The sequence below is a fragment of the Arthrobacter sp. NQ4 genome (genome assembly GCF_029077345.1).
GTDB lineage: Bacteria > Actinomycetota > Actinomycetes > Actinomycetales > Micrococcaceae > Arthrobacter.
In genome coordinates, this window is record NZ_JARETC010000002.1 from 237,372 (window position 1) to 256,156 (window position 18,785).

At 65.6% G+C, this 18,785-nt stretch carries 19 protein-coding genes; 17 read left to right on the plus strand and 2 right to left on the minus strand.

Annotation, left to right across the window (positions count from 1 at the left end; genetic code table 11):
* Nucleotides 1-2: 2 nt before the first annotated feature.
* Nucleotides 3-269 (plus strand): hypothetical protein, encoded by a 267-nt coding sequence (locus tag PUN51_RS04905; RefSeq protein WP_159631991.1) that lies wholly within the window; start codon nucleotides 3-5, stop codon nucleotides 267-269.
* A gap of 48 nt (nucleotides 270-317) precedes the next feature.
* Here the strand turns inward: PUN51_RS04905 and PUN51_RS04910 are convergent, their stop codons facing one another.
* Entirely contained in the window at nucleotides 318-1,253 is a 936-nt protein-coding gene (locus PUN51_RS04910; RefSeq protein ID WP_159631990.1) for an aldo/keto reductase, read from the minus strand.
* Between the two features lie 51 nt (nucleotides 1,254-1,304).
* Between PUN51_RS04910 and PUN51_RS04915 the strand changes: the two genes are divergently transcribed.
* Together PUN51_RS04915 and mshC are read left to right on the plus strand one after the other, a co-directional pair.
* Nucleotides 1,305-2,138 carry an undecaprenyl-diphosphate phosphatase gene (locus PUN51_RS04915; RefSeq protein WP_224026095.1) on the plus strand — a complete coding sequence of 278 codons (834 nt, stop codon included), beginning with the start codon at nucleotides 1,305-1,307 and terminating at the stop codon, nucleotides 2,136-2,138.
* Nucleotides 2,139-2,153: 15 nt separating this feature from the next.
* On the plus strand, nucleotides 2,154-3,431 hold the full coding sequence (mshC, locus tag PUN51_RS04920) for a cysteine--1-D-myo-inosityl 2-amino-2-deoxy-alpha-D-glucopyranoside ligase (protein ID WP_275180123.1): 1,278 nt from the start codon (nucleotides 2,154-2,156) through the stop codon (nucleotides 3,429-3,431).
* An 88-nt stretch (nucleotides 3,432-3,519) separates the two neighbouring features.
* On the opposite strand, the gene PUN51_RS04925 is transcribed toward mshC, so the two are convergent.
* Nucleotides 3,520-4,425: a PAC2 family protein gene (locus tag PUN51_RS04925; RefSeq protein ID WP_159631987.1), complete on the minus strand. Its 906-nt coding sequence runs from the start codon at nucleotides 4,423-4,425 to the stop codon at nucleotides 3,520-3,522.
* A 151-nt stretch (nucleotides 4,426-4,576) separates the two neighbouring features.
* Between PUN51_RS04925 and PUN51_RS04930 the strand changes: the two genes are divergently transcribed.
* From PUN51_RS04930 to tatA, 14 genes are all read left to right on the plus strand, one after another.
* Nucleotides 4,577-5,308: an HAD family hydrolase gene (locus PUN51_RS04930; protein WP_370871774.1), complete on the plus strand. Its 732-nt coding sequence runs from the start codon at nucleotides 4,577-4,579 to the stop codon at nucleotides 5,306-5,308.
* Nucleotides 5,301-6,491: a site-2 protease family protein gene (locus PUN51_RS04935; RefSeq protein WP_224026098.1), complete on the plus strand. Its 1,191-nt coding sequence runs from the start codon at nucleotides 5,301-5,303 to the stop codon at nucleotides 6,489-6,491. The genes PUN51_RS04930 and PUN51_RS04935 overlap by 8 nt, the downstream gene beginning before the upstream one ends.
* Nucleotides 6,492-6,586: 95 nt before the next feature.
* Nucleotides 6,587-7,651 (plus strand): tRNA (adenine-N1)-methyltransferase, encoded by a 1,065-nt coding sequence (locus PUN51_RS04940; RefSeq protein ID WP_275180124.1) that lies wholly within the window; start codon nucleotides 6,587-6,589, stop codon nucleotides 7,649-7,651.
* Between the two features lie 82 nt (nucleotides 7,652-7,733).
* Entirely contained in the window at nucleotides 7,734-9,485 is a 1,752-nt protein-coding gene (arc, locus tag PUN51_RS04945) for a proteasome ATPase (protein ID WP_159631983.1), read from the plus strand.
* A 50-nt stretch (nucleotides 9,486-9,535) separates the two neighbouring features.
* A complete protein-coding gene (dop, locus tag PUN51_RS04950) occupies nucleotides 9,536-11,155 on the plus strand; it encodes a depupylase/deamidase Dop (RefSeq protein WP_275180278.1) in 1,620 nt (539 codons plus the stop codon).
* Between the two features lie 84 nt (nucleotides 11,156-11,239).
* Nucleotides 11,240-11,443: a ubiquitin-like protein Pup gene (locus tag PUN51_RS04955; RefSeq protein ID WP_015937113.1), complete on the plus strand. Its 204-nt coding sequence runs from the start codon at nucleotides 11,240-11,242 to the stop codon at nucleotides 11,441-11,443.
* A gap of 79 nt (nucleotides 11,444-11,522) precedes the next feature.
* Entirely contained in the window at nucleotides 11,523-12,344 is an 822-nt protein-coding gene (gene prcB, locus PUN51_RS04960) for a proteasome subunit beta (RefSeq protein WP_224026099.1), read from the plus strand.
* Between the two features lies 1 nt (nucleotide 12,345).
* The gene (prcA, locus tag PUN51_RS04965; RefSeq protein WP_224026100.1) at nucleotides 12,346-13,056 is read left to right on the plus strand and encodes a proteasome subunit alpha; all 711 of its coding nucleotides are present in this window, start codon (nucleotides 12,346-12,348) and stop codon (nucleotides 13,054-13,056) included.
* A gap of 9 nt (nucleotides 13,057-13,065) precedes the next feature.
* Entirely contained in the window at nucleotides 13,066-14,430 is a 1,365-nt protein-coding gene (gene pafA / locus PUN51_RS04970) for a Pup--protein ligase (protein ID WP_275180125.1), read from the plus strand.
* Between the two features lie 130 nt (nucleotides 14,431-14,560).
* Complete coding sequence (locus tag PUN51_RS04975) at nucleotides 14,561-15,529, plus strand: FKBP-type peptidyl-prolyl cis-trans isomerase (protein ID WP_275180126.1); 969 nt, start codon at nucleotides 14,561-14,563, stop codon at nucleotides 15,527-15,529.
* A 64-nt stretch (nucleotides 15,530-15,593) separates the two neighbouring features.
* Nucleotides 15,594-15,989 carry an FKBP-type peptidyl-prolyl cis-trans isomerase gene (locus tag PUN51_RS04980; protein ID WP_159631980.1) on the plus strand — a complete coding sequence of 132 codons (396 nt, stop codon included), beginning with the start codon at nucleotides 15,594-15,596 and terminating at the stop codon, nucleotides 15,987-15,989.
* Between the two features lie 114 nt (nucleotides 15,990-16,103).
* A complete protein-coding gene (locus tag PUN51_RS04985; protein WP_275180127.1) occupies nucleotides 16,104-18,089 on the plus strand; it encodes a helix-turn-helix transcriptional regulator in 1,986 nt (661 codons plus the stop codon).
* Between the two features lie 10 nt (nucleotides 18,090-18,099).
* Entirely contained in the window at nucleotides 18,100-18,444 is a 345-nt protein-coding gene (locus tag PUN51_RS04990; protein WP_159631978.1) for a hypothetical protein, read from the plus strand.
* Nucleotides 18,445-18,476: 32 nt separating this feature from the next.
* The gene (gene tatA / locus PUN51_RS04995) at nucleotides 18,477-18,749 is read left to right on the plus strand and encodes a Sec-independent protein translocase subunit TatA (protein WP_275180128.1); all 273 of its coding nucleotides are present in this window, start codon (nucleotides 18,477-18,479) and stop codon (nucleotides 18,747-18,749) included.
* The last annotated feature ends 36 nt before the right edge of the window (nucleotides 18,750-18,785 follow it).

Genomic DNA, 18,785 nt, shown 5'->3' on the forward strand with positions numbered 1-18,785 from the left:
TCATGAGCATCGATCCGCGTGTCGCGCTTTCGTCCCTGACCACCGCTTTGGAAGAACACCTTATAGCAGCATCGAACCGCCGCGGGGACGGTGATCCCTCCGTTGAGGCAGCGTTTTTCGCAGTTGCCGATGCTTTCGAAGTTTACGAGGACGCTCTCTACGAGGCCTACAACGAAGTAACGCCCCTGCAGGTCTTTGACGACGAGGATGAAGAGGACGAAGAAACCGACGTGGACGAGGACGAAGACCTGGAAATCGTCGACGAATAGCAGGGCCGCCCGAACCGCCCCAGGTACAGGGAAGTTCCAGCGCGGAAGCTAGGACACTGCGGAAACATCCTCCAGCGCGCGTGCAATCTGCGGCGGCAGGGGCGCCAGCTGGGAATCGAGGATCTCCTTCAACTGCACCGGTGTCCGGGCGCCAACGATCGCCGTGGCAACTCCGTGCTGTGACAGCAGCCAGGCGAGCGAAACATCCTGCGGAGTCCGGCCCAGCCCGTTGGCAGCCATGCACACCGCATCCACGATCCGCGACGGCTTCTCCTCCAGATACGGCTCCACGTAGGCGGCTTCGCTGACCGAGGCGCCCCGGGAACCGGCGGGGATGCTGCCACGGTACTTCCCCGTGAGCACCCCCCGGCCCAGCGGAGCCCACGCCATCAGCCCCAGTCCGGCATCCTCAACGGCGGGGATCAGTTCCGCTTCCGCCCTTCGGTTAAGGAACGAGTATTCGGCCTGGATGGCCACCAGTGGCACACTGCTCGTGGCGGCGGCCTTGGCGGCCTGCCAGCCCCTGTAGTTTGAGATGCCCGCGTACCTGGCCCGGCCGGTGCGGACGGCGAATTCCAGTGCCGCCAGGGTTTCATCGAGGGGAACGTTGCCATCCCACGCTTCGGCGAACCACAGGTCCACATAGTCGGTGCCCAGCCTGGCCAGGCTTGCATCCAGCCCGGTGAGCATCGCATTGCGTGAGGCGTCCACCGCACGCCGGCCATCCGGCGTCGTCATACCCGCTTTCGTGGAGATGGAAATCTCCGTGCGGGACACCACATCGCCCAGGAGTGAGCCAAGGATCGCTTCCGAGCCGCCGCCCGCGTAGGACGCCGACGTGTCCACGTGCCGGCCGCCGGCATCAAGGAAAGTGCGCAGCAGTTCCGAGGCGTCCTGTTCGTCAGTGTCGCCACCCCAGGACCGGGTGCCAAGGGAGAGGGCTGAAACTCGCAATCCACTGTTGCCGACGTAACGCTGCTGCATAGCAGCAAGCTTACGGCCAGGAGCGGCGCTGCCATGCCGTAGGGTCTTAGCGTGAACTGGTTTGAAGCGGCCCTGCTGGGCCTAGTGCAGGGACTGACCGAATTTCTACCGATTTCATCAAGCGCACACCTGCGGATCGTGGGCGAATTCCTCCCCAACGCAGAGGACCCGGGGGCAGCCTTCACGGCCATCACCCAGCTCGGCACGGAGACCGCGGTACTGATCTTCTTCTGGCGTGACATCGTCCGCATCGTCAAGGCCTGGGCCGGCTCGCTTACCGGCCGCGTGCCCCGGCAGGACCCTGACGCCCGGATGGGCTGGCTGGTGATTCTGGGCAGCCTGCCCATCATCGTCCTGGGGCTCCTCTTCCAGGACCAGATCGAGTCCGTGCTCCGCAGCATGTGGATCGTGGCCACCATGCTCATCGTCTTCGGCCTCATCCTTGCCGTGGCAGACGCAATCGGCGCCCAAAAGCGGGACCTTGCCCACCTGACCTACAAGCACGGCATGCTGTACGGCCTGGCGCAGGCCCTGGCCCTTATTCCCGGCGTCTCCCGATCCGGCGGCACCATCACCGCGGGCCTGCTGATGGGTTACACCCGTGAGGCCGCGGCACGGTACTCCTTCCTGCTGGCCATCCCCGCGGTCTTCGGCAGCGGGCTGTACCAGCTGTACAAGGTGGTCACCAAGGAAGGGATCTCCGGGCCCTTCGGCCTGCCGGAGACCGCGCTTGCCACCGTGATCGCCCTGGTGGTGGGCTACGTCATCATCGGCTGGTTCCTGAAGTTCGTGTCCACCCGCAGCTACCGGCTCTTTGTCTGGTACCGGATCTTCCTTGGACTCGCGCTGTACCTGCTGCTCGGTTTCGGCGTCATCAGCGCCTAGGACTAGGCTTGGCATGTGAAATCCTGGACTTCCCGCCCTGTGCCTGCCCTGCCCGGAAACATCCCCGCCATCCGGTTGTTCGATACTGCGGCGGGCCGAGAGGTGGCCCTGGAACGGGAGGCCAGGCCTTCCATGTATGTCTGCGGCATCACTCCTTATGACGCAACCCACATGGGGCACGCGGCCAGCTATGTCGCCTTTGACCTCCTGAACCGCGCCTGGCGCGATGCCGGCAGCGAGGTCTCCTACGTACAGAACGTCACTGACGTGGATGACCCCCTGCTGGAACGTGCCACCGCCACCGGCGTCGACTGGCGCGACCTCGCCGCGGAACAGGTGGAACTCTTCCAGACCGATATGGAGGCGCTGAACGTCCTGGCGCCGGACAACTACGTCGGCGCCGTCGAATCCATTGGCCTGATCGTCCCCGAAGTGGAACGCCTGGTCAGCATGGGGCTGGCATATAGGGTGGCCGGCACCAACGGCGAACCTGACGGGGATGTCTATTACGACGTCGAAGCCGCCGGCAAGCAGTCAACGGCACCTGACGCCTGGGCCCTGGGATCCATTTCCCACCTTGGCGAAAGCGCCATGCTGGAGCTCTTCGCCGAGCGCGGCGGGGATCCGGGCCGCGCCGGAAAGCGGCAGGCTCTTGACCCGTTGCTGTGGCGGGTGGAACGCGAGGGTGAGCCGAGCTGGCCCGGTGGAAGCCTGGGACCGGGACGGCCCGGCTGGCACATTGAGTGCACCGTGATCGCGCAGAAGTACCTGCCCGCACCCTTCACCGTGCAGGGCGGCGGATCGGACCTGATCTTCCCGCACCACGAAATGGGCGCCGGCCACGCTTACTCCCTGGCCGGGGTCCCGCTGGCCAAGCACTACGCGCACGCGGGGATGGTGGGCCTCGACGGCGAAAAGATGAGCAAGTCCAAGGGCAACCTGGTGCTGGTCTCCAGGCTCCGCGCAGCCGGCGAGGACCCGGCAGCAATACGGCTGGCGATCCTGGCCCACCACTACCGCTCCGATTGGTCCTGGACCGACGAAGGCTTCCATGCCGCCAAGGCCGACCTTGCGGCGTGGCGGAAAGCCATTGACCACGCTCCCGAGGGCTCGGGCCAGCAGCTGCTGGCCGAGATGCGGGAGGCGCTGGCAGCCGACCTGAATGCGCCGGCAGCGGTGGCCGCGGTCTCGCGTTGGGCACGGAACGCGAACGACGCCGGTGATGCCGCCAGCCCCGCTGACGCGGCCCTGGTAAAGGACGCGGTGGACGCCCTCCTGGGCATCCGGCTCTAACGCGTCCGCATTTCGGCAGACGGGAAGGGCCCGGCCGGGATTGCTCCCAGCCGGGCCCTTCCTGTTAAGGCATGTTAGTGCGTTAACGTCAGGGGCGGTCCTGGCCCCGCCGCTTCAGGTACCGCTCAAATTCACGGGCAATGGACTCGCCACTGGCTTCAGGGAGGTCGGCAGTGTCCTTTGCTTCCTCCAACTGCCGCACGTAGGCAGCAATCTCCGGGTCTTCGGTAGCGAGTTCGTCCACGCCGCGCTCCCAGGCATCCGCTTCCTCGGCCAGCTCGTGGGTGTCCAGCGGCACCTGCAGCAGCTCCTCGATGCGGTGCAGGAGGGCAAGCTGCGCCTTGGGGGAGGGCGCCTGGGCCACATAGTGCGGTACGGCGGCCCACAACGACACAGTAGGGAGTCCCGCCAGGAGTGCCACCTCGGACAGGACACCCACAATCCCCACCGGGCCCTCATACTGCGACGCTTCCAGGTTCATGCGCTCCCGGAGCGGAGCGTCATCCGAGGACGTGCTCACCGGAATCGGGCGGCTGTGCGGAACATCCGCCAGCAGCGCGCCCACCAGCACCACATAGTCGACATTCAGCGCCTCGGCATGGACCAGCAGTTCCGCCGTATAGGCCCGCCACTTATAGGACGGCTCCGTCCCCTGCACAAAGATGACGTCCACATTGGAGTTGGGTGCACTGGCCTTGTAGATCCGGGTGGAAGGCCATTTGATCTTGCGCTCACCGGCAGCATTCCTGCGCACCGTGGGCCGCGTGAACTGAAAGTCGTAGTACTCGTCTGCATCAATGGAAGCGACCTTCTTGCCGCCCCACAGTTTGTTCAGGTAGCGCAGCGAATCGCTGGCTGCTTCTCCGGCATCGTTCCACCCCTCAAAGGCGGCAAGCATCACAGTTACGCGCTGTCCGTCAGCCACTGGCTGCAGGAACCGTTCCCGCTCGGGTCCGGCACCCTGTTCGGCGGTGTCTCCCTCGAAGCTATTCATTTCTTCACCCTACGTCCAAGGTGCTTGCCCGCGCATGGAATGAAGCGCCGCAAATCCCCTGAAACCCGTCCACAGCAGGCCCGGTCCATGGCATATTCGCCAAGGGCGTAGCCCACAGCCTCCGCCCAGCCACGCACCGTAGACTGGCGTTATGCCATTTCCTGCCGCCAGTTCCCCGCTCAAAGCCGTCCTGTGGGACATGGACGGGACCATCGTGGACACCGAGCCATACTGGATTGCCGCGGAGCACGCGCTGGTGGAGGCGCACGGGGGAACATGGAGCCATGACCAGGCAATGCAGCTGGTTGGCCAGTCACTGACATTCTCCGCGGGCCTGCTCCAGCGGGCCGGCGTCGAACTGGAAATCCGCGAAATCATCGACACCCTGACTGCGCAGGTCATCAGCAGCGTCCAGCAGGAAGTGCCGTGGCGTCCTGGCGCCCGCGAACTCCTTGAGGAACTGCACGTCGCCGGCGTGCGCTGCGCCCTGGTCACCATGTCCGAGGGCCCGCTGGCCCGCGAGGTGGTGGCGAACCTTCCCCGGCCGTACTTCGACGTCGTAGTCACCGGTGACACCGTGAGCCAGGGCAAGCCGCACCCGGAGGCGTACCTGACCGCCGTCGAGCTCCTGCAGGAGAACGATCCCGACCTCGGAATCCACCACTGCGTAGCCCTCGAAGACTCCGTACCCGGCGTGGCTGCGGCCGTAGCCTCCGGCGTCGCCACGGTTGCCGTGCCTCATATTGTCCCGCTGCCTGAGCACCACAGCTACGAGCTCTGGGACACCCTTTCGGGCCGCAGCCTCACCGAACTGGAGGCCTTGCTTCCGCAGCCCGGCGCCGCGGGCGCTCCCGCGGCTTCCACCGGTGACGCCCGTGGCTGAACCGGATGCCCGGCAAAGCGCCAAACCCGACAGCCCGGCGCGGCGTGAAGGCATTCCGCTGGGCCGCATCGCCGGCGTGCCTATTGTCCTCGCGTACTCGTGGTTCGTGATCGCGGCCTTCACGGTGATCGTCTATGGGCCGGTTCTGGCGCGGAACAACCCCATGCTGGGCGTGAGCGCCTACCTCGTGGCCTTTGCCTACGCCGTCCTGCTCCTCATCTCTGTCCTCGTCCACGAGCTCGCCCACGCCCTGACGGCGAAAATCTACGGCTGGCCGACCCAAAAGATCGTCCTGAACCTTTGGGGCGGCCACACCCAGTTCGAAAGCTTCACCTCTTCACCGGGACGGTCTGTGCTGGTTGCGCTGGCCGGGCCGGCCGCCAACTTCGTCCTGGCCGGCGGAGCCTGGCTGCTGCTCGGCACGAACAGCCTGGGAAGCGTCGCCGAAATCCTCACGAACATCTTCATGTGGGCCAACTTCCTCATCGGTGTCTTCAACGTTCTGCCCGGCCTGCCGCTGGATGGCGGCCGGCTGGTCGAATCCATCGTCTGGAAGGCCACCGGCAGCCAGGCAAAGGGAACCGTCGCGGCCGGCTGGGGCGGCCGGATTATCGTCCTCGCCATTGCCTACTGGTTCCTCCTGCGTCCGTTCCTCGCCGGTGACCAGCCGGACTTCAGCCTCCTCATGATCACCATCCTGGTGGGCGGGTTCCTGTGGATGGGCGCGTCGGCGTCCATCCAGCAGGGCACGCTGCGCGGCCGGCTGCCGCTGGTCAGCGCCGCAGCCCTGGCGACGCCGGCTGCCGGCGTTCCTTCCACCGGCACGGTCCGGGACGCCCTCCGCCTGGGCGCAGCGGGAACAAAGTCCGTGGTGGTCTGCGGACCGGACGGACGGCCGCAGGGCGTGGTGGACCCGGGAGCCCTCGCATCCGTACCCGGCGCTGCGGCGGATACCACGCCCGTCACCGCCATTTCGTTCCCCCTGGCTGCCGGAGCCTACATTCCGGAATGGTCCAAAGGGCAGGAGCTGATCCAGTTCCTTTCCCAGCTTGAGGGACGCCATTACGCTGTTGTGGACCACAACGGAACGGTCACCGGGCTGCTGACGCAGGAGGCTGTCCTCGCAGCCATCACCGGAAAGCGCCCCCGCAACGATAGGCACCCGCAGGGCCAGACCCGGTAGAGTTACCTGCCGGTCGTGCATTGCCGCGGAAGCCCAGCGTCCCCAGGGACCATCAGGGCCGCGGCACAACAGGTTTACAGGAGCGAGGAAGAATCATGAGCAGCGAAACTGCCGTCAACGACGCCAAGGGAGCAGCGCAAGCCGGTGCTGCCGCCAGCGGCTCGCAGCCGGTGGGCGCTGCCCGTCGCCGGGGCCCTTTCCGGGAGGGCGAACGCGTCCAGCTGACGGACGAACGCGGCCGCATGAACACCATCACGCTGGAACGCGGGGGTGCCTTCCACACCCACCGCGGTTTCCTGAACCACGACGAAATCATCGGCAAGGTTGACGGCTCGGTCGTGGTGAACAACGTGGGCCAGCAGTACCAGACCCTCCGGCCCCTGCTGTCTGATTTCGTGCTCTCCATGCCGCGCGGTGCCGCCGTCGTCTATCCCAAGGACGCCGGCCAGATTGTCACCATGGCGGACATCTTCCCCGGCGCACGCGTAGTGGAAGCCGGCGTGGGCTCCGGTGCCCTGTCCATTTCCCTGCTCCGCGCGGTGGGGGACAACGGCTACCTGCACTCCTTTGAGCGGCGTGAAGAGTTCGCTGACATCGCCCGCGGCAACGTTGAAACCATCTTTGGCGGCCCGCACCCCGCCTGGCAGATTTCCCTCGGCGACTTCCAGGACGAAGTGGTCAAGGCCGAGGAACCGGGCTCCGTGGACCGCGTCGTCCTGGACATGCTGGCACCCTGGGAGTGCCTCGACGCCGTCGCCACGGTGCTTGCCCCCGGCGGCGTCTGGATCAACTACGTCGCCACGGTCACCCAGCTCTCCCGTACCGCGGAAGCCATCCGGGCCGACGGCCGTTTCACCGAGCCCGACGCCTGGGAGTCGATGGTCCGCGGCTGGCACCTCGAAGGGCTCGCCGTGCGCCCGGACCACCGCATGGTGGCCCACACGGGATTCCTCCTGGTCACTCGGCGGCTCGCAGACGGCGTCACCGGCATCTCGGTCAAGCGCCGCCCGTCAAAGACAGAGTTCAACGAAGAGGACGTCAACGCCTGGACTCCCGGCGCGGTAGGGGAGCGGGCTGTCTCGGACAAGAAACTCCGGCGCGCCGCCCGGGACGCCATCGCCGGGACCAACGTGGTGGACAACCCCGAGGTTACGAACTAGTCCACATTTCGGGAGTCTCCATCCCTACCCGCCCTCTTGGGACTAATGTCTTAAGAGAAGCGCAGGAAGGGGCTGATACATCATGGAGACACCAAACCAGGACTCCGGACGTACACCGGCAGAGCAGTCTGCCGCCAACGACCTCTCGGTTGCTGACCGCCAGGTCAACATACTTCGGGACAAGCTCAGGCACATCGACCGCCAGTTGGCAGCGGCAACGCAGAACAACTCCAAGCTGGTCAGCATGCTCGAAACCGCAAAGGCGGAGATCCTCCGGCTGAAAAATGCCCTGGACCAGGAAGGGCAGCCGCCCTACAGCTTCGGCACCATCCTCCAGATCAACCCGAAACGGCAGCCGGCTCCGGGCAACAGCGGCCAGGCCGCCACGGAGGAGTCGGTGGACATCTTCAACGCGGGCCGAAAGATGCGCGTGGGCATCAGCCCGCTGGTGAACATCAACCAGCTTTCCGTGGGCCAGGAAGTGCTGCTGAACGAAGCCCTCCTGATCGTCGCGGGCCTGGGCTACGAACGCGCCGGTGAACTGGCCACCCTGAAGGAAATGCTGGGGCGTGACCGCGCCCTGGTGGTGGGCCGCGCGGACGAAGAACGCGTGGTGCGGCTTTCCGGTGCCCTCCTGTCCGAGAAGCTCCGGGTTGGCGATGCCCTGTCCGTGGATTCACGGACCGGATACGCGCTGGAGAAGGTGCCCCGCTCAGAGGTGGAGAACCTGGTCCTCGAGGAAGTTCCGGACATCACCTACGAGGACATCGGTGGCCTCGGCCCCCAGATCGAGCAGATCCGCGACGCCGTGGAACTGCCCTTCCTGCACCCGGACCTTTACCGGGAGCATGGCCTCAAAGCCCCCAAGGGCATCCTCCTGTACGGCCCTCCGGGCTGCGGCAAGACGCTCATTGCCAAGGCCGTTGCCAACTCCCTCGCTGCCCGCGCCGCCGAGCGCTCCGGGAACGTGGACCTCAAGAGCTACTTCCTGAACATCAAGGGGCCCGAACTCCTGGACAAGTATGTCGGTGAAACGGAGCGGCACATCCGCCTGATCTTCTCCCGCGCCCGGGAAAAAGCCTCCGACGGCAGCCCCGTGGTGGTGTTCTTCGATGAAATGGACTCGCTGTTCCGCACCCGCGGCACCGGCATCTCGTCCGACGTCGAAACCACCATCGTGCCCCAGCTCCTCAGTGAGATTGACGGTGTGGAACGCCTGGACAACGTGATCGTCATCGGCGCGTCCAACCGCGAGGACATGATCGACCCCGCAATCCTCCGTCCGGGACGGCTGGACGTGAAGGTCAAGATCCAGCGGCCTGACGCGGAGGCAGCGGCCGATATTTTCAACAAATACATCACGCCGGACCTGCCGTTCCACGAATCGGACCTCGCCGAACACAACGGTGACGTCCAGGCCACCGTTGACGCCATGGTCCAGCGCACCGTGGAAGCCATGTACTCCACGGACAAGTCCAATGAGTTCCTGGAGGTCACCTACGCCAACGGTGACACCGAGATGCTGTACTTCAAGGACTTCAACTCCGGCGCCGTGGTGCAGAACGTGGTGGACCGGGCCAAGAAGTACGCCATCAAGGACCTGCTGACCTCACACCAGAAGGGGCTCCGGATCGAGCACCTGCTGCGGGCGGTGGTGGACGAGTTCCGTGAGCATGAAGACATGCCCAACACCACCAACCCTGACGACTGGGCACGCATCTCCGGTAAGAAGGGTGAACGGATCACCTATATCCGGACCATTGTGCAGGGCAAAGCCGGCCAGGAGCCCGGCAAGTCCATCGAAACCATGCCCACCACAGGACAGTATCTGTGACGGGTTCACACGGATCCGCCGGCGGGGAAGCCCTCCCCGCGGGCGGGGCCATGCGGGTCATGGGAGCCGAAACCGAGTACGGCATCCACGCTCCGTCCGCCCCTTCCGCCAACGCCACTATGATGAGCGCCCGGGTGGTCCAGGCCTACGCCCAGGTCACCCGCCAGCGGGCGGCCGGCGGAGCGGAGACCCGGTGGGACTACACGGATGAAGAGCCGCTGCACGATGCCCGGGGCTGGACCGTGGACCGCGGTGCCGCCCATCCCAGCCAGCTGACCGACCAGCCTCCGGTGCTCGACGCGGAGGCGGTGGCCCTTGCATACGGCCGCGAGGAGTTGGAGCTCGACGGGCAGGATGAATCGGGGACCCTCCTGATGAACATGGTCCTCGGCAATGGGGCCCGGCTGTATGTCGACCACGCCCATCCCGAGTACTCCAGCCCGGAGGTCACCAATCCCCGTGACGCGGTGACCTGGGACGCTGCCGGCGATCTGGTGGGTCTCGCCGCCGTTCGCCGGCTGGCCGCGGATCCGGCGCTGCCGCCGGTCAACCTTTACAAAAACAACACGGACAACAAATCCGTGTCGTACGGTTCGCACGAGAACTACCTGATGCCCAGGTCAGTACCGTTCGGAGACATCGTGCGGGGGCTGACACCGTTCTTCGTCAGCCGCCAGGTGGTGTGCGGGGCCGGCCGGTTGGGAATAGGCCAGGACAGCTCCACCCCGGGCTTCCAGATCAGCCAGCGGGCCGACTTCTTTGAGGCCGAGGTGGGCTTGGAGACCACCATCCGCAGGCCCATCATTAACACCAGGGACGAGCCCCACGCCACAGCGGACAAATACCGGCGCCTGCACGTGATCATCGGGGACGCCAACCTCAGCCAGGTGTCCAATTACCTCAAATTCGGCACTACCGCCCTTGTCCTCAGCCTCATCGAGGCCGGGCTCGCTCCCAAGATCGAGGTCTACGAGCCCGTCGCAGCACTCAAGACGGTAAGCCACGACACCTCATTGACCGCCAGGCTTCGCCTGCTGGACGGCAGGCGCGTGACGGCCCTGGACCTTCAGTGGATGTACCACGAGGCCGCAGCAAAGCTCGCCCAGGACACCGGAGTGGGTGACGCCGTGGACGGCGACGGCCATACCCATGAGGTCCTGGAACGGTGGGCGTCGGTTCTGACCCAGCTCGACAGTGACAGGGCTGCGGCCGCCACCTCCGTGGAGTGGCTGGCCAAACTTTCCCTGTTGGACGGCTACCGCCAGCGCGACGGACTGGAGTGGAGCGACGCCCGGCTGGGCCTGGTTGACCTCCAGTGGGCCGACATCAGGCCCGAGAAGGGCCTCTACTACCGGCTCCTGTCCCGGAACCGGATGCAGCGCGTCGTTGATGATTCCGCCATTGCCGCTGCCGTCGCGGAGCCTCCGGCCGATACCCGGGCGTTCTTCCGGGGAAAGTGCATCAGCAGCTTTGGCAAGGACGTTGTAGGCGCCAGCTGGGACTCGGTGATCTTCGACGTGCCCGGCTACGGGAGGCTCCAGCGCGTGCCCACCAGGGAGCCACTGAGGGGAACCAAAGCACTGACCGGAGCGTTGTTCGAACGCTACCGGGAAGCGGGACCGTTCCTCGGCGAACTGCTGGGACACAACAGCACTCCGCCTGCGGCGTAAACCGCGCCGGAACGCCCGTCCCGTGGCAGGATGGGCATATCGGAGGATCCGCCGGATCCACCGACGGAAGAAGGAGGGAAACCAATGGCAGGCCAGGAGCAGCAGCAGCCGCAGTCACGGGACAGCCAGGTCGACGAAGACATCCCCGAGGCACCCCCGGCACCGCCCGAGGCACAGGCATCGGCATCGACCGAAGGCGTGGACGACCTTCTCGACGAGATCGACGGCGTCCTGGAATCCAACGCCGAGGAGTTCGTCCGGGCATTCGTCCAAAAGGGCGGCCAATAACCCGGACGGCTGGGTGGCGGAAGCCGCGGACGGCCGGGATCTGTACCGACGTTGAAGTACCACGTTCAAGGAGTGATGAGTGCAGGAATCAACCGCCAACCAGGTAGCCGCCAACGCCACCTCGTCCTTTACCGAGCACCTGCAGCGGGACCGGCCTGAGCTACTGCCTTTCAGCCGGTCCCTCCAGGGTGGTGCGTCGGTGGCTGCCCCGGTTCAGGTTCCCCATGCCACCACCATCGTTGCCATGAGCTACGGCGGCGGCGTCCTGATGGCGGGCGACCGGCGGGCAACCATGGGGAACGTCATTGCGAGCAGGCACATCGAGAAGGTCTTCCCGGCTGACCACTTCTCCGTCCTCGGCATTGCCGGAACAGCCGGCATAGCAATTGACCTGACCCGGCTTTTCCAGGTTGAACTTGAGCACTACGAAAAGATAGAAGGAACCCAGCTCAGCCTTGAAGGCAAGGCAAACCGGCTGGGTGCCATGATCAGGGGCAACCTTCCCTTGGCCCTGCAGGGCCTTGCAGTGGTGCCCCTGTTCGCCGGTTTCGACACCAGCGCAGGCGTCGGCCGGCTGTTTTCCTATGACGTCACCGGCGGCAGGTACGAGGAACACGAACACCACACCGTCGGCTCCGGCTCCGTCTTCGCGCGCGGTGCGCTGAAGAAGCTTTGGCGGCCCAATCTCACGGCCGAGCAGGCCCTTTCCGTTGCGGTCGAATCGCTGTATGACGCTGCCGACGACGATTCCGCAACGGGCGGCCCGGACACGGTCCGGCAGTTGTGGCCGGTGGTCTATACGGTGGACAGGACAGGCGCCCGGCGGGTGCCCGAGCCGGAACTCGCGGCTGCGTCGCGCAGCGTGATCGAAGCGCGCACCATCGCCGGACGGGAGGCCTGAGATGACCCAGCAGTTCTATGTCTCACCAGAACAACTGATGAAGGACCGCGCGGATTTCGCGCGGAAAGGCATCGCCCGCGGCCGCTCAGTGGTTGTCATCAGCTGCGCCGACGGGATCGCCCTCGTAGCCGAGAACCCTTCGCCATCCCTGCACAAGATCGGCGAGATCTACGACAAAATCGCGTTCGCCGCCGTCGGCAAGTACAACGAATTCGAAAGCCTCCGCCAGGCCGGCGTCCGCTACGCCGACGTCCGCGGATACTCGTACGACCGCGAGGACGTCACCGCCCGCGGCCTGGCCAGTGTGTACGCCCAAAGCCTGGGCGCTGTCTTCACCGCCGAGCAAAAGCCCTTCGAGGTGGAACTCGCCGTTGCCGAAGTAGGGTCCTCGCAGGCCGAGGACCACCTCTACCGGCTGACGTTCGACGGCTCGATCGCCGACGAGCACAGCTTTGTCGTCATGGGTGGACAAGCTGAGAAAGTGTCATCGGCCATCGATGCAGGATGGCAGGCTTCGCTGGGCTTCGCCGACGCCGTCCGGCTGGCCATCAAGGGACTTACGCCCGTCCAGGAGGGTGAGCAGCCCGCGGCGCCGTTGCCGCCCAGTGCATTGGAAGTGGCCGTCCTGGACCGGCTGTCCGAAAGCTCCCGCGGCACCCGGCGTGCCTTCCGCAGGCTGAACGACGCGGACATCACAGCACTGCTGGCCTAGGAGGACCACATGGACAAGAGAATCTTCGGCATCGAAACCGAGTTTGGGATCTCCTACTCGAGCCCCGACTCGAGGCCTCTTGCCCCGGAGGAGGTGGCGCGGTACCTGTTCCGGAAGGTGGTCAGCTGGGGGCGTTCCTCCAATGTGTTCCTCACCAACGGTTCCCGGCTGTACCTCGACGTCGGATCCCACCCCGAGTACGCGACGGCGGAGTGCGATGACCTTGCGCAGCTGATCGCCCACGACCGTGCCGGCGAACTCATCCTTGACGACCTGGTGGATGAGGCCCAGGCGCGCCTTGCTGCTGAAGGCTTCAACGGCACCGTGTACCTGTTCAAGAACAACACCGATTCCGCAGGGAACTCGTACGGCAGCCATGAAAATTACTTGATTCCGCGGCGCGGGGAATTTTCCCGCCTGGCTGAAATCCTGATTCCCTTCCTGGTCACCCGGCAGCTCATCGCCGGCGCAGGGAAGATCCTGAAGACGCCCCACGGTGCCACCTATGCCTTCTCCCAGCGGGCCGACCACATCTGGGAAGGCGTCTCTTCCGCCACCACCCGTTCCCGGCCCATCATCAACACCCGGGATGAGCCGCATGCCGACGCCGAGTTCTACCGGCGGCTCCACGTCATCGTGGGGGACTCGAACATGTCCGAGGCCACCGCGCTGATGAAGGTCGGCACCGTGGACCTGGTCCTCCGGATGATCGAGGCTGGCGTGATCATGCGGGACATGCGGATGGAAAACCCCATCCGCAGCATCCGGGAAATCTCCCACGACCTCAGCGGCCGCGCGTTGGTCCGCCTGGCCAACGGACGTCAGCTCACCGCCCTGGAAATCCAGCAGGAGTACTTTACCAAGGTGACCGCCTTCGTCAAGGAGCATGGCGCCCACAACCCGCACGTTCCCGTGATCCTGGACTTGTGGGAGCGGACGCTCCATGCGATCGAGTCCGGCGATACCCGGGGGATCGACACCGAAATCGACTGGGCCATCAAGAAGAAGCTGATGGACAACTACCGCGAACGCCACGGCCTGGGCCTGGAGGCGCCGCGGATCGCCCAGCTTGATCTGACGTACCACGACATTTCGCGCAGCCGGGGGCTTTTCTATCTCCTGCAGTCCCGGGGTGCGGTGCGCCGCATTGTCGACGACACCGTCATCAAGGGTGCCGTCGATGCGCCGCCACAGACCACCCGCGCCAAACTGCGCGGGGACTTTGTCCGGCGTGCCCAGGAACTGGGGCGGGACTACACCGTGGACTGGGTGCACCTGAAACTCAACGACCGTGCCCACCAGACAATCCTGTGCAAGGACCCCTTCCGCAGCGTCGACGAGCGGGTGGATGCGCTGCTGGACTCCATGGGTTGATCGGCTCCGGGCTGACGTCCAGCTTCAGGGTCTATTCTTGATAAGGTCCCTTTTAAGGGGGCCTCCCACGGCATTGTCCGCCGCCTGGCGGAAAGCCGTCTCCACCCTGCCCCGACGAAAGTTTTACTACGTGCGCCGACTACTAGCAATCCTCCTTCCCGGCCTGCTGCTCCTGACCGCCTGCGGCGGTACAGCCCCGCAGCCCCAGCCGAGCAGCCAGTCCGCCGGGGAGACTGCAAAGTTCGACTCCCTCAAGCTGACCGACAACGGGGACAAGAAGGCCCCGGGTGTGGATTTCGACAAGCCCCTGGCCGTTTCCCAGCCGACCATCAAAGTGGTCTCTGAAGGCAGCGGCGACACCGTCAAGGCAAACCAGGTGGCCAAGATCTCCATCCTTGCCTTGAACGGTACGGACGGTTCCCAGCTGGAGGACACTTTCCCCAACGAGCCTGAAAGCCTTGAGCTGAACGATGAGCTCAAAACCGGCAGCGCCGTCATCTACAACGCTTTCGTAGGTGCCAAAGTAGGTTCAAGCCTTGCCCTGGCCGTCCCCGGCCAGCAGAGTGCTCCTTCGGCAAGCCCCAGCCCCTCCGACGGCGCCAGCCCCAGCCCCAGTGCCGCAGCTGCACCCACCCAGCTGCTGATCATCAAGGTACTCTCCGCTTCGGACCCCACTCCGGTCCTGGACAAGCCGCAGGGCGACGCCGTGACGCCGCCGGCCGGCCTGCCGACTGTGACGGAAAAAGACGGCGTACCTGAGATCAACGTTGCAGGTGCACCCGCCCCCACGGCACTCGTGTCGCAGGACCTGATCAAGGGCACGGGCGCCACCGTCAAGGAATCCGACACGCTGACTGTGAACTACGTTGGCGTCAATCTCTCCGACGGCACCAAGTTCGATTCCAGCTTCGACCGCGGCCAGCCCGCCACCTTCCCGCTCTCGGGCGTCATCAAGGGCTGGACCCAGGGCCTCGCGGGTAAAACCGTGGGCTCCCGCGTCCTGCTGGTCATCCCCAAGGACCTGGCCTACGGAGACGCCGGCCAGGGCCAGGCGAAGGGCGACCTGGTCTTCGTAGTGGACATCCTCGGGGTCAAGTAGCAAGACTTACAGGGACGCCGCGTCCTTCGCGGCACACATCACCACTCACTCAATAGGAGCAAGCATGTCGTTTGGACAGCGGGAATTCGACCGCCAGAAGCCCGAGATCGACTTCCCGGAAGGCGACGTCCCCACGGAACTCGTCATCACGGACCTCATCGAGGGTGACGGCAAGGAAGCCAAGGCAGGGGACACCGTCTCCACCCACTATGTCGGCGTTGCCTGGTCCACAGGCGAAGAATTCGACGCCTCCTGGGGCCGCGGCGCACCGCTGGACTTCCGGGTCGGCGTCGGCCAGGTCATCCAGGGCTGGGACCAGGGCCTCCTGGGCATGAAGGTCGGCGGCCGCCGCCGCCTGGAGATCCCCTCCGAGCTGGCCTACGGCTCGCGCGGTGCCGGCGGAGCCATCGCCCCCAACGAGGCACTGATCTTCGTCGTGGACCTCGTCGCCGTCCGCTAAGTCGACGGCACACGCGGAAACTGATCGCACCGTGAAGCGCGGCAGCAGGGAGGACAACCTCCCGCGCTGCCGCGCTTTCTGCTTTCACCGGGGGAGTTTAGTAACGTAACCAAGGTGTCCGTATCCCGCACTGAACGACTCCTCAACCTGCTTATTGCGCTGCTCAACACCCGCTACGGGTTGCGCCGCAGCGAACTGCGCGAGAAGGTCTACCACGACACCTCCAGCAATGACGTCGCCTTCGGGCGGATGTTCGAGCGGGACAAAAACGACCTGAGGGCCATGGGCTTCGAGGTGGAAACCCTGACGGACCTGGGCTGGAGCGAGGATGACCCGGCCACCACCAGGTACCGCATCGGCAAGGAGTCCAGCCGCCTCCCGGACGTCCAGCTGGGCCCGGACGAATGGACGGTCCTCCTGCTCGCTTCCCAACTTTGGGAGCGCGCCGCATTGGGGACCGCTGCCCAAAGCGCCCTCCGCAAGCTCCAGGCCTCAGGAAGGCTGGCCGAGGTGGAACTCCCGGCCGGCGTCCAGCCACGGATCAAACCGGCCGGACAGGCCTTCGATGACATCGTCGCGGCCATGCACGCCCGCCATCCAGTCACCTTCACGTACCTCGCCGGAAGCACCGGCAAGGAGGAGCAACGGTCTGTAGAGCCCTGGGGATTGGGCAGCCGGTTCGGCCAGTGGTACCTCATGGGCTACGACCGCGGCCGAAACGCGCCCAGGCATTTCCGCCTGTCCCGCTTCACGAGCGCCGTGACAACCCTCGACAGGGAGCAGTACGTTCCGCCCGCCAACTTCAGCATCCGCGCCGAACTGGACCGGTTGCCTGAACTGCCGCTGCGCACCGCCGTCGTGGACGTCAGGCAGGGGCGCCTGCTGGCGCTGCGCAGCCGGGCCGTTGAAGGCGGCCGGCACCAGGTTCCCGGCCGGCCCGCCGACGGCGACGACCGGCTGGTCGTGGAATACCGCGATCCGGAAGTCCTCGCCGAAGAGCTGGCCAGCTACGGACCCGACGCCCTGGCAGTGGAGCCCGCAGAGCTGGCAGGGGCAGTGCGGCGCCGCCTGCAGGCTGCAGCGGACTTCACCGCCGCGCCCGTCCCCGCCTACGCCTTCTCCGATACCCGTCCCCGGGCAGCCCGGAAGGGGACCTCGGAGGACCAGCTCAAGCGCATGCTGCAGCTGGTCCCGTTCCTGGTCCACAACCAGGGCCTGCACATCCAGGACGTGGCGAAGCACTTCGGCGTCACCCGGGAAGAGCTGGAGGCAGACCTCCGGATCCTCATTTGCTCCGGATTGCCCGAGGGGTACCCGGATGATCTGCTCGATATCCAGTGGGAGGACGACCACGTCTTCATCACCCAGGACCTTGACCTGAAGAAGCCGGTCCGGTTCACGGTGGCGGAGGCGTGCGCCCTGCTGACCGGCCTTGAGACGCTCAATGGGCTGCCGGACCTGCCCGGCGGCGGCGCCCTCGAATCGGTCACGTTGAAGCTGCTGGCCGCGGCCGGGGAGGAAGGACTCCGCGCCGCCTCCATCGCGGGGCCGCAGGTGGCTCCCGCGGACGCCGCGACCCATGCCACGGTCCGCCAGGCAATCGGGACCGGCGCGCAGCTCCACCTGAGCTACCTCTCACCCCAGCGTGACGAGGTTACCGAGCGCGACGTCGACCCGTTGCGGCTGTACTCCCTGGACAACACCTGGTACTTCGAAGCCTGGTGCCACCTGGTGGACGGGCTCCGGAATTTCCGGCTGGACCGGGTCCAGGACGTGCGCCCCAATGGCCGGCCCGCCACCGTGCACGGGCCGCCCGATGGCGGCGTTCCGGCCAAACTCTTCACAGCGAACGACGACGACACAACAGTCACCGTCCAGCTCACCCGGCAGGGGAGGGGGCTGGCGGACGACTACTACGCCGAGCGCACCGCAGAGTTGCCCGACGGCGGGCTGGTGGCCCAGATCAGGTTCGGCAGCACCGCGTGGCTGCCGATGTTCGTGGCCCAGCACGGCGGTTCGGCCCGGATACTGGCTCCTGCCGGGCTGGCTGACGCCGCGCGGGACTGGCTGGCGGCATCACTGGACAGGTACGCCGGATAGACTTCTCAGCATGCCTTGGTGGTCCTGGATTCTCATATGGGTTGCGCTCGTCGCAGTGTCCCTGCTGTTCTATGTCCTGCTGGGCATCCGTCTCTTCCGCCAGTTCATGGCGACCGTTAAGGACCTCAGCGCTGCCGGTGAGAAGCTGGGGCACCTGAATCCGGTCGAAGCGCAGGAATCCCCGGACCCGGAACGGCCGCTCCCGGGTTCCGCCGTTTTTGCCTCACCCGCCGTGATGCGACATGATTACGAGGCATCCAAATTGGCCCGGCGCGAAGACCGCCGCCGCCGGCGAGTGCAGCGCAAAAAGGACCGGGGCCAGCCGCAGGCGCTCGGAGATCTCGACTTCACATAGAAGTAGGATGTATTTAGAGGAAAGGATTTCCCGTGGGAAGACTCTTTGATGGCCCCTGGCCGATCGTAATCATTATCGTCGTTGCTTTGCTTCTCTTCGCCGCCCCCAAGCTTCCGGCCATGGCCCGCAGCCTGGGACAGTCAATGCGGATCATCAAGTCCGAGGTCAAGGAAATGAAGAACGACGGCAAAGCCGACTCCACCGAGGCCACCGGCCCGATGGAAGGCACCATCGTGAACCACCCCAAGGCGAAGCCCGGTGAGCCGACAGACGGCACTGACGTTCCGCCGTCAAACCGCGCCTGACCTCCCGTGGCACTGTCGCGGGCCCGTAAAGCCAAT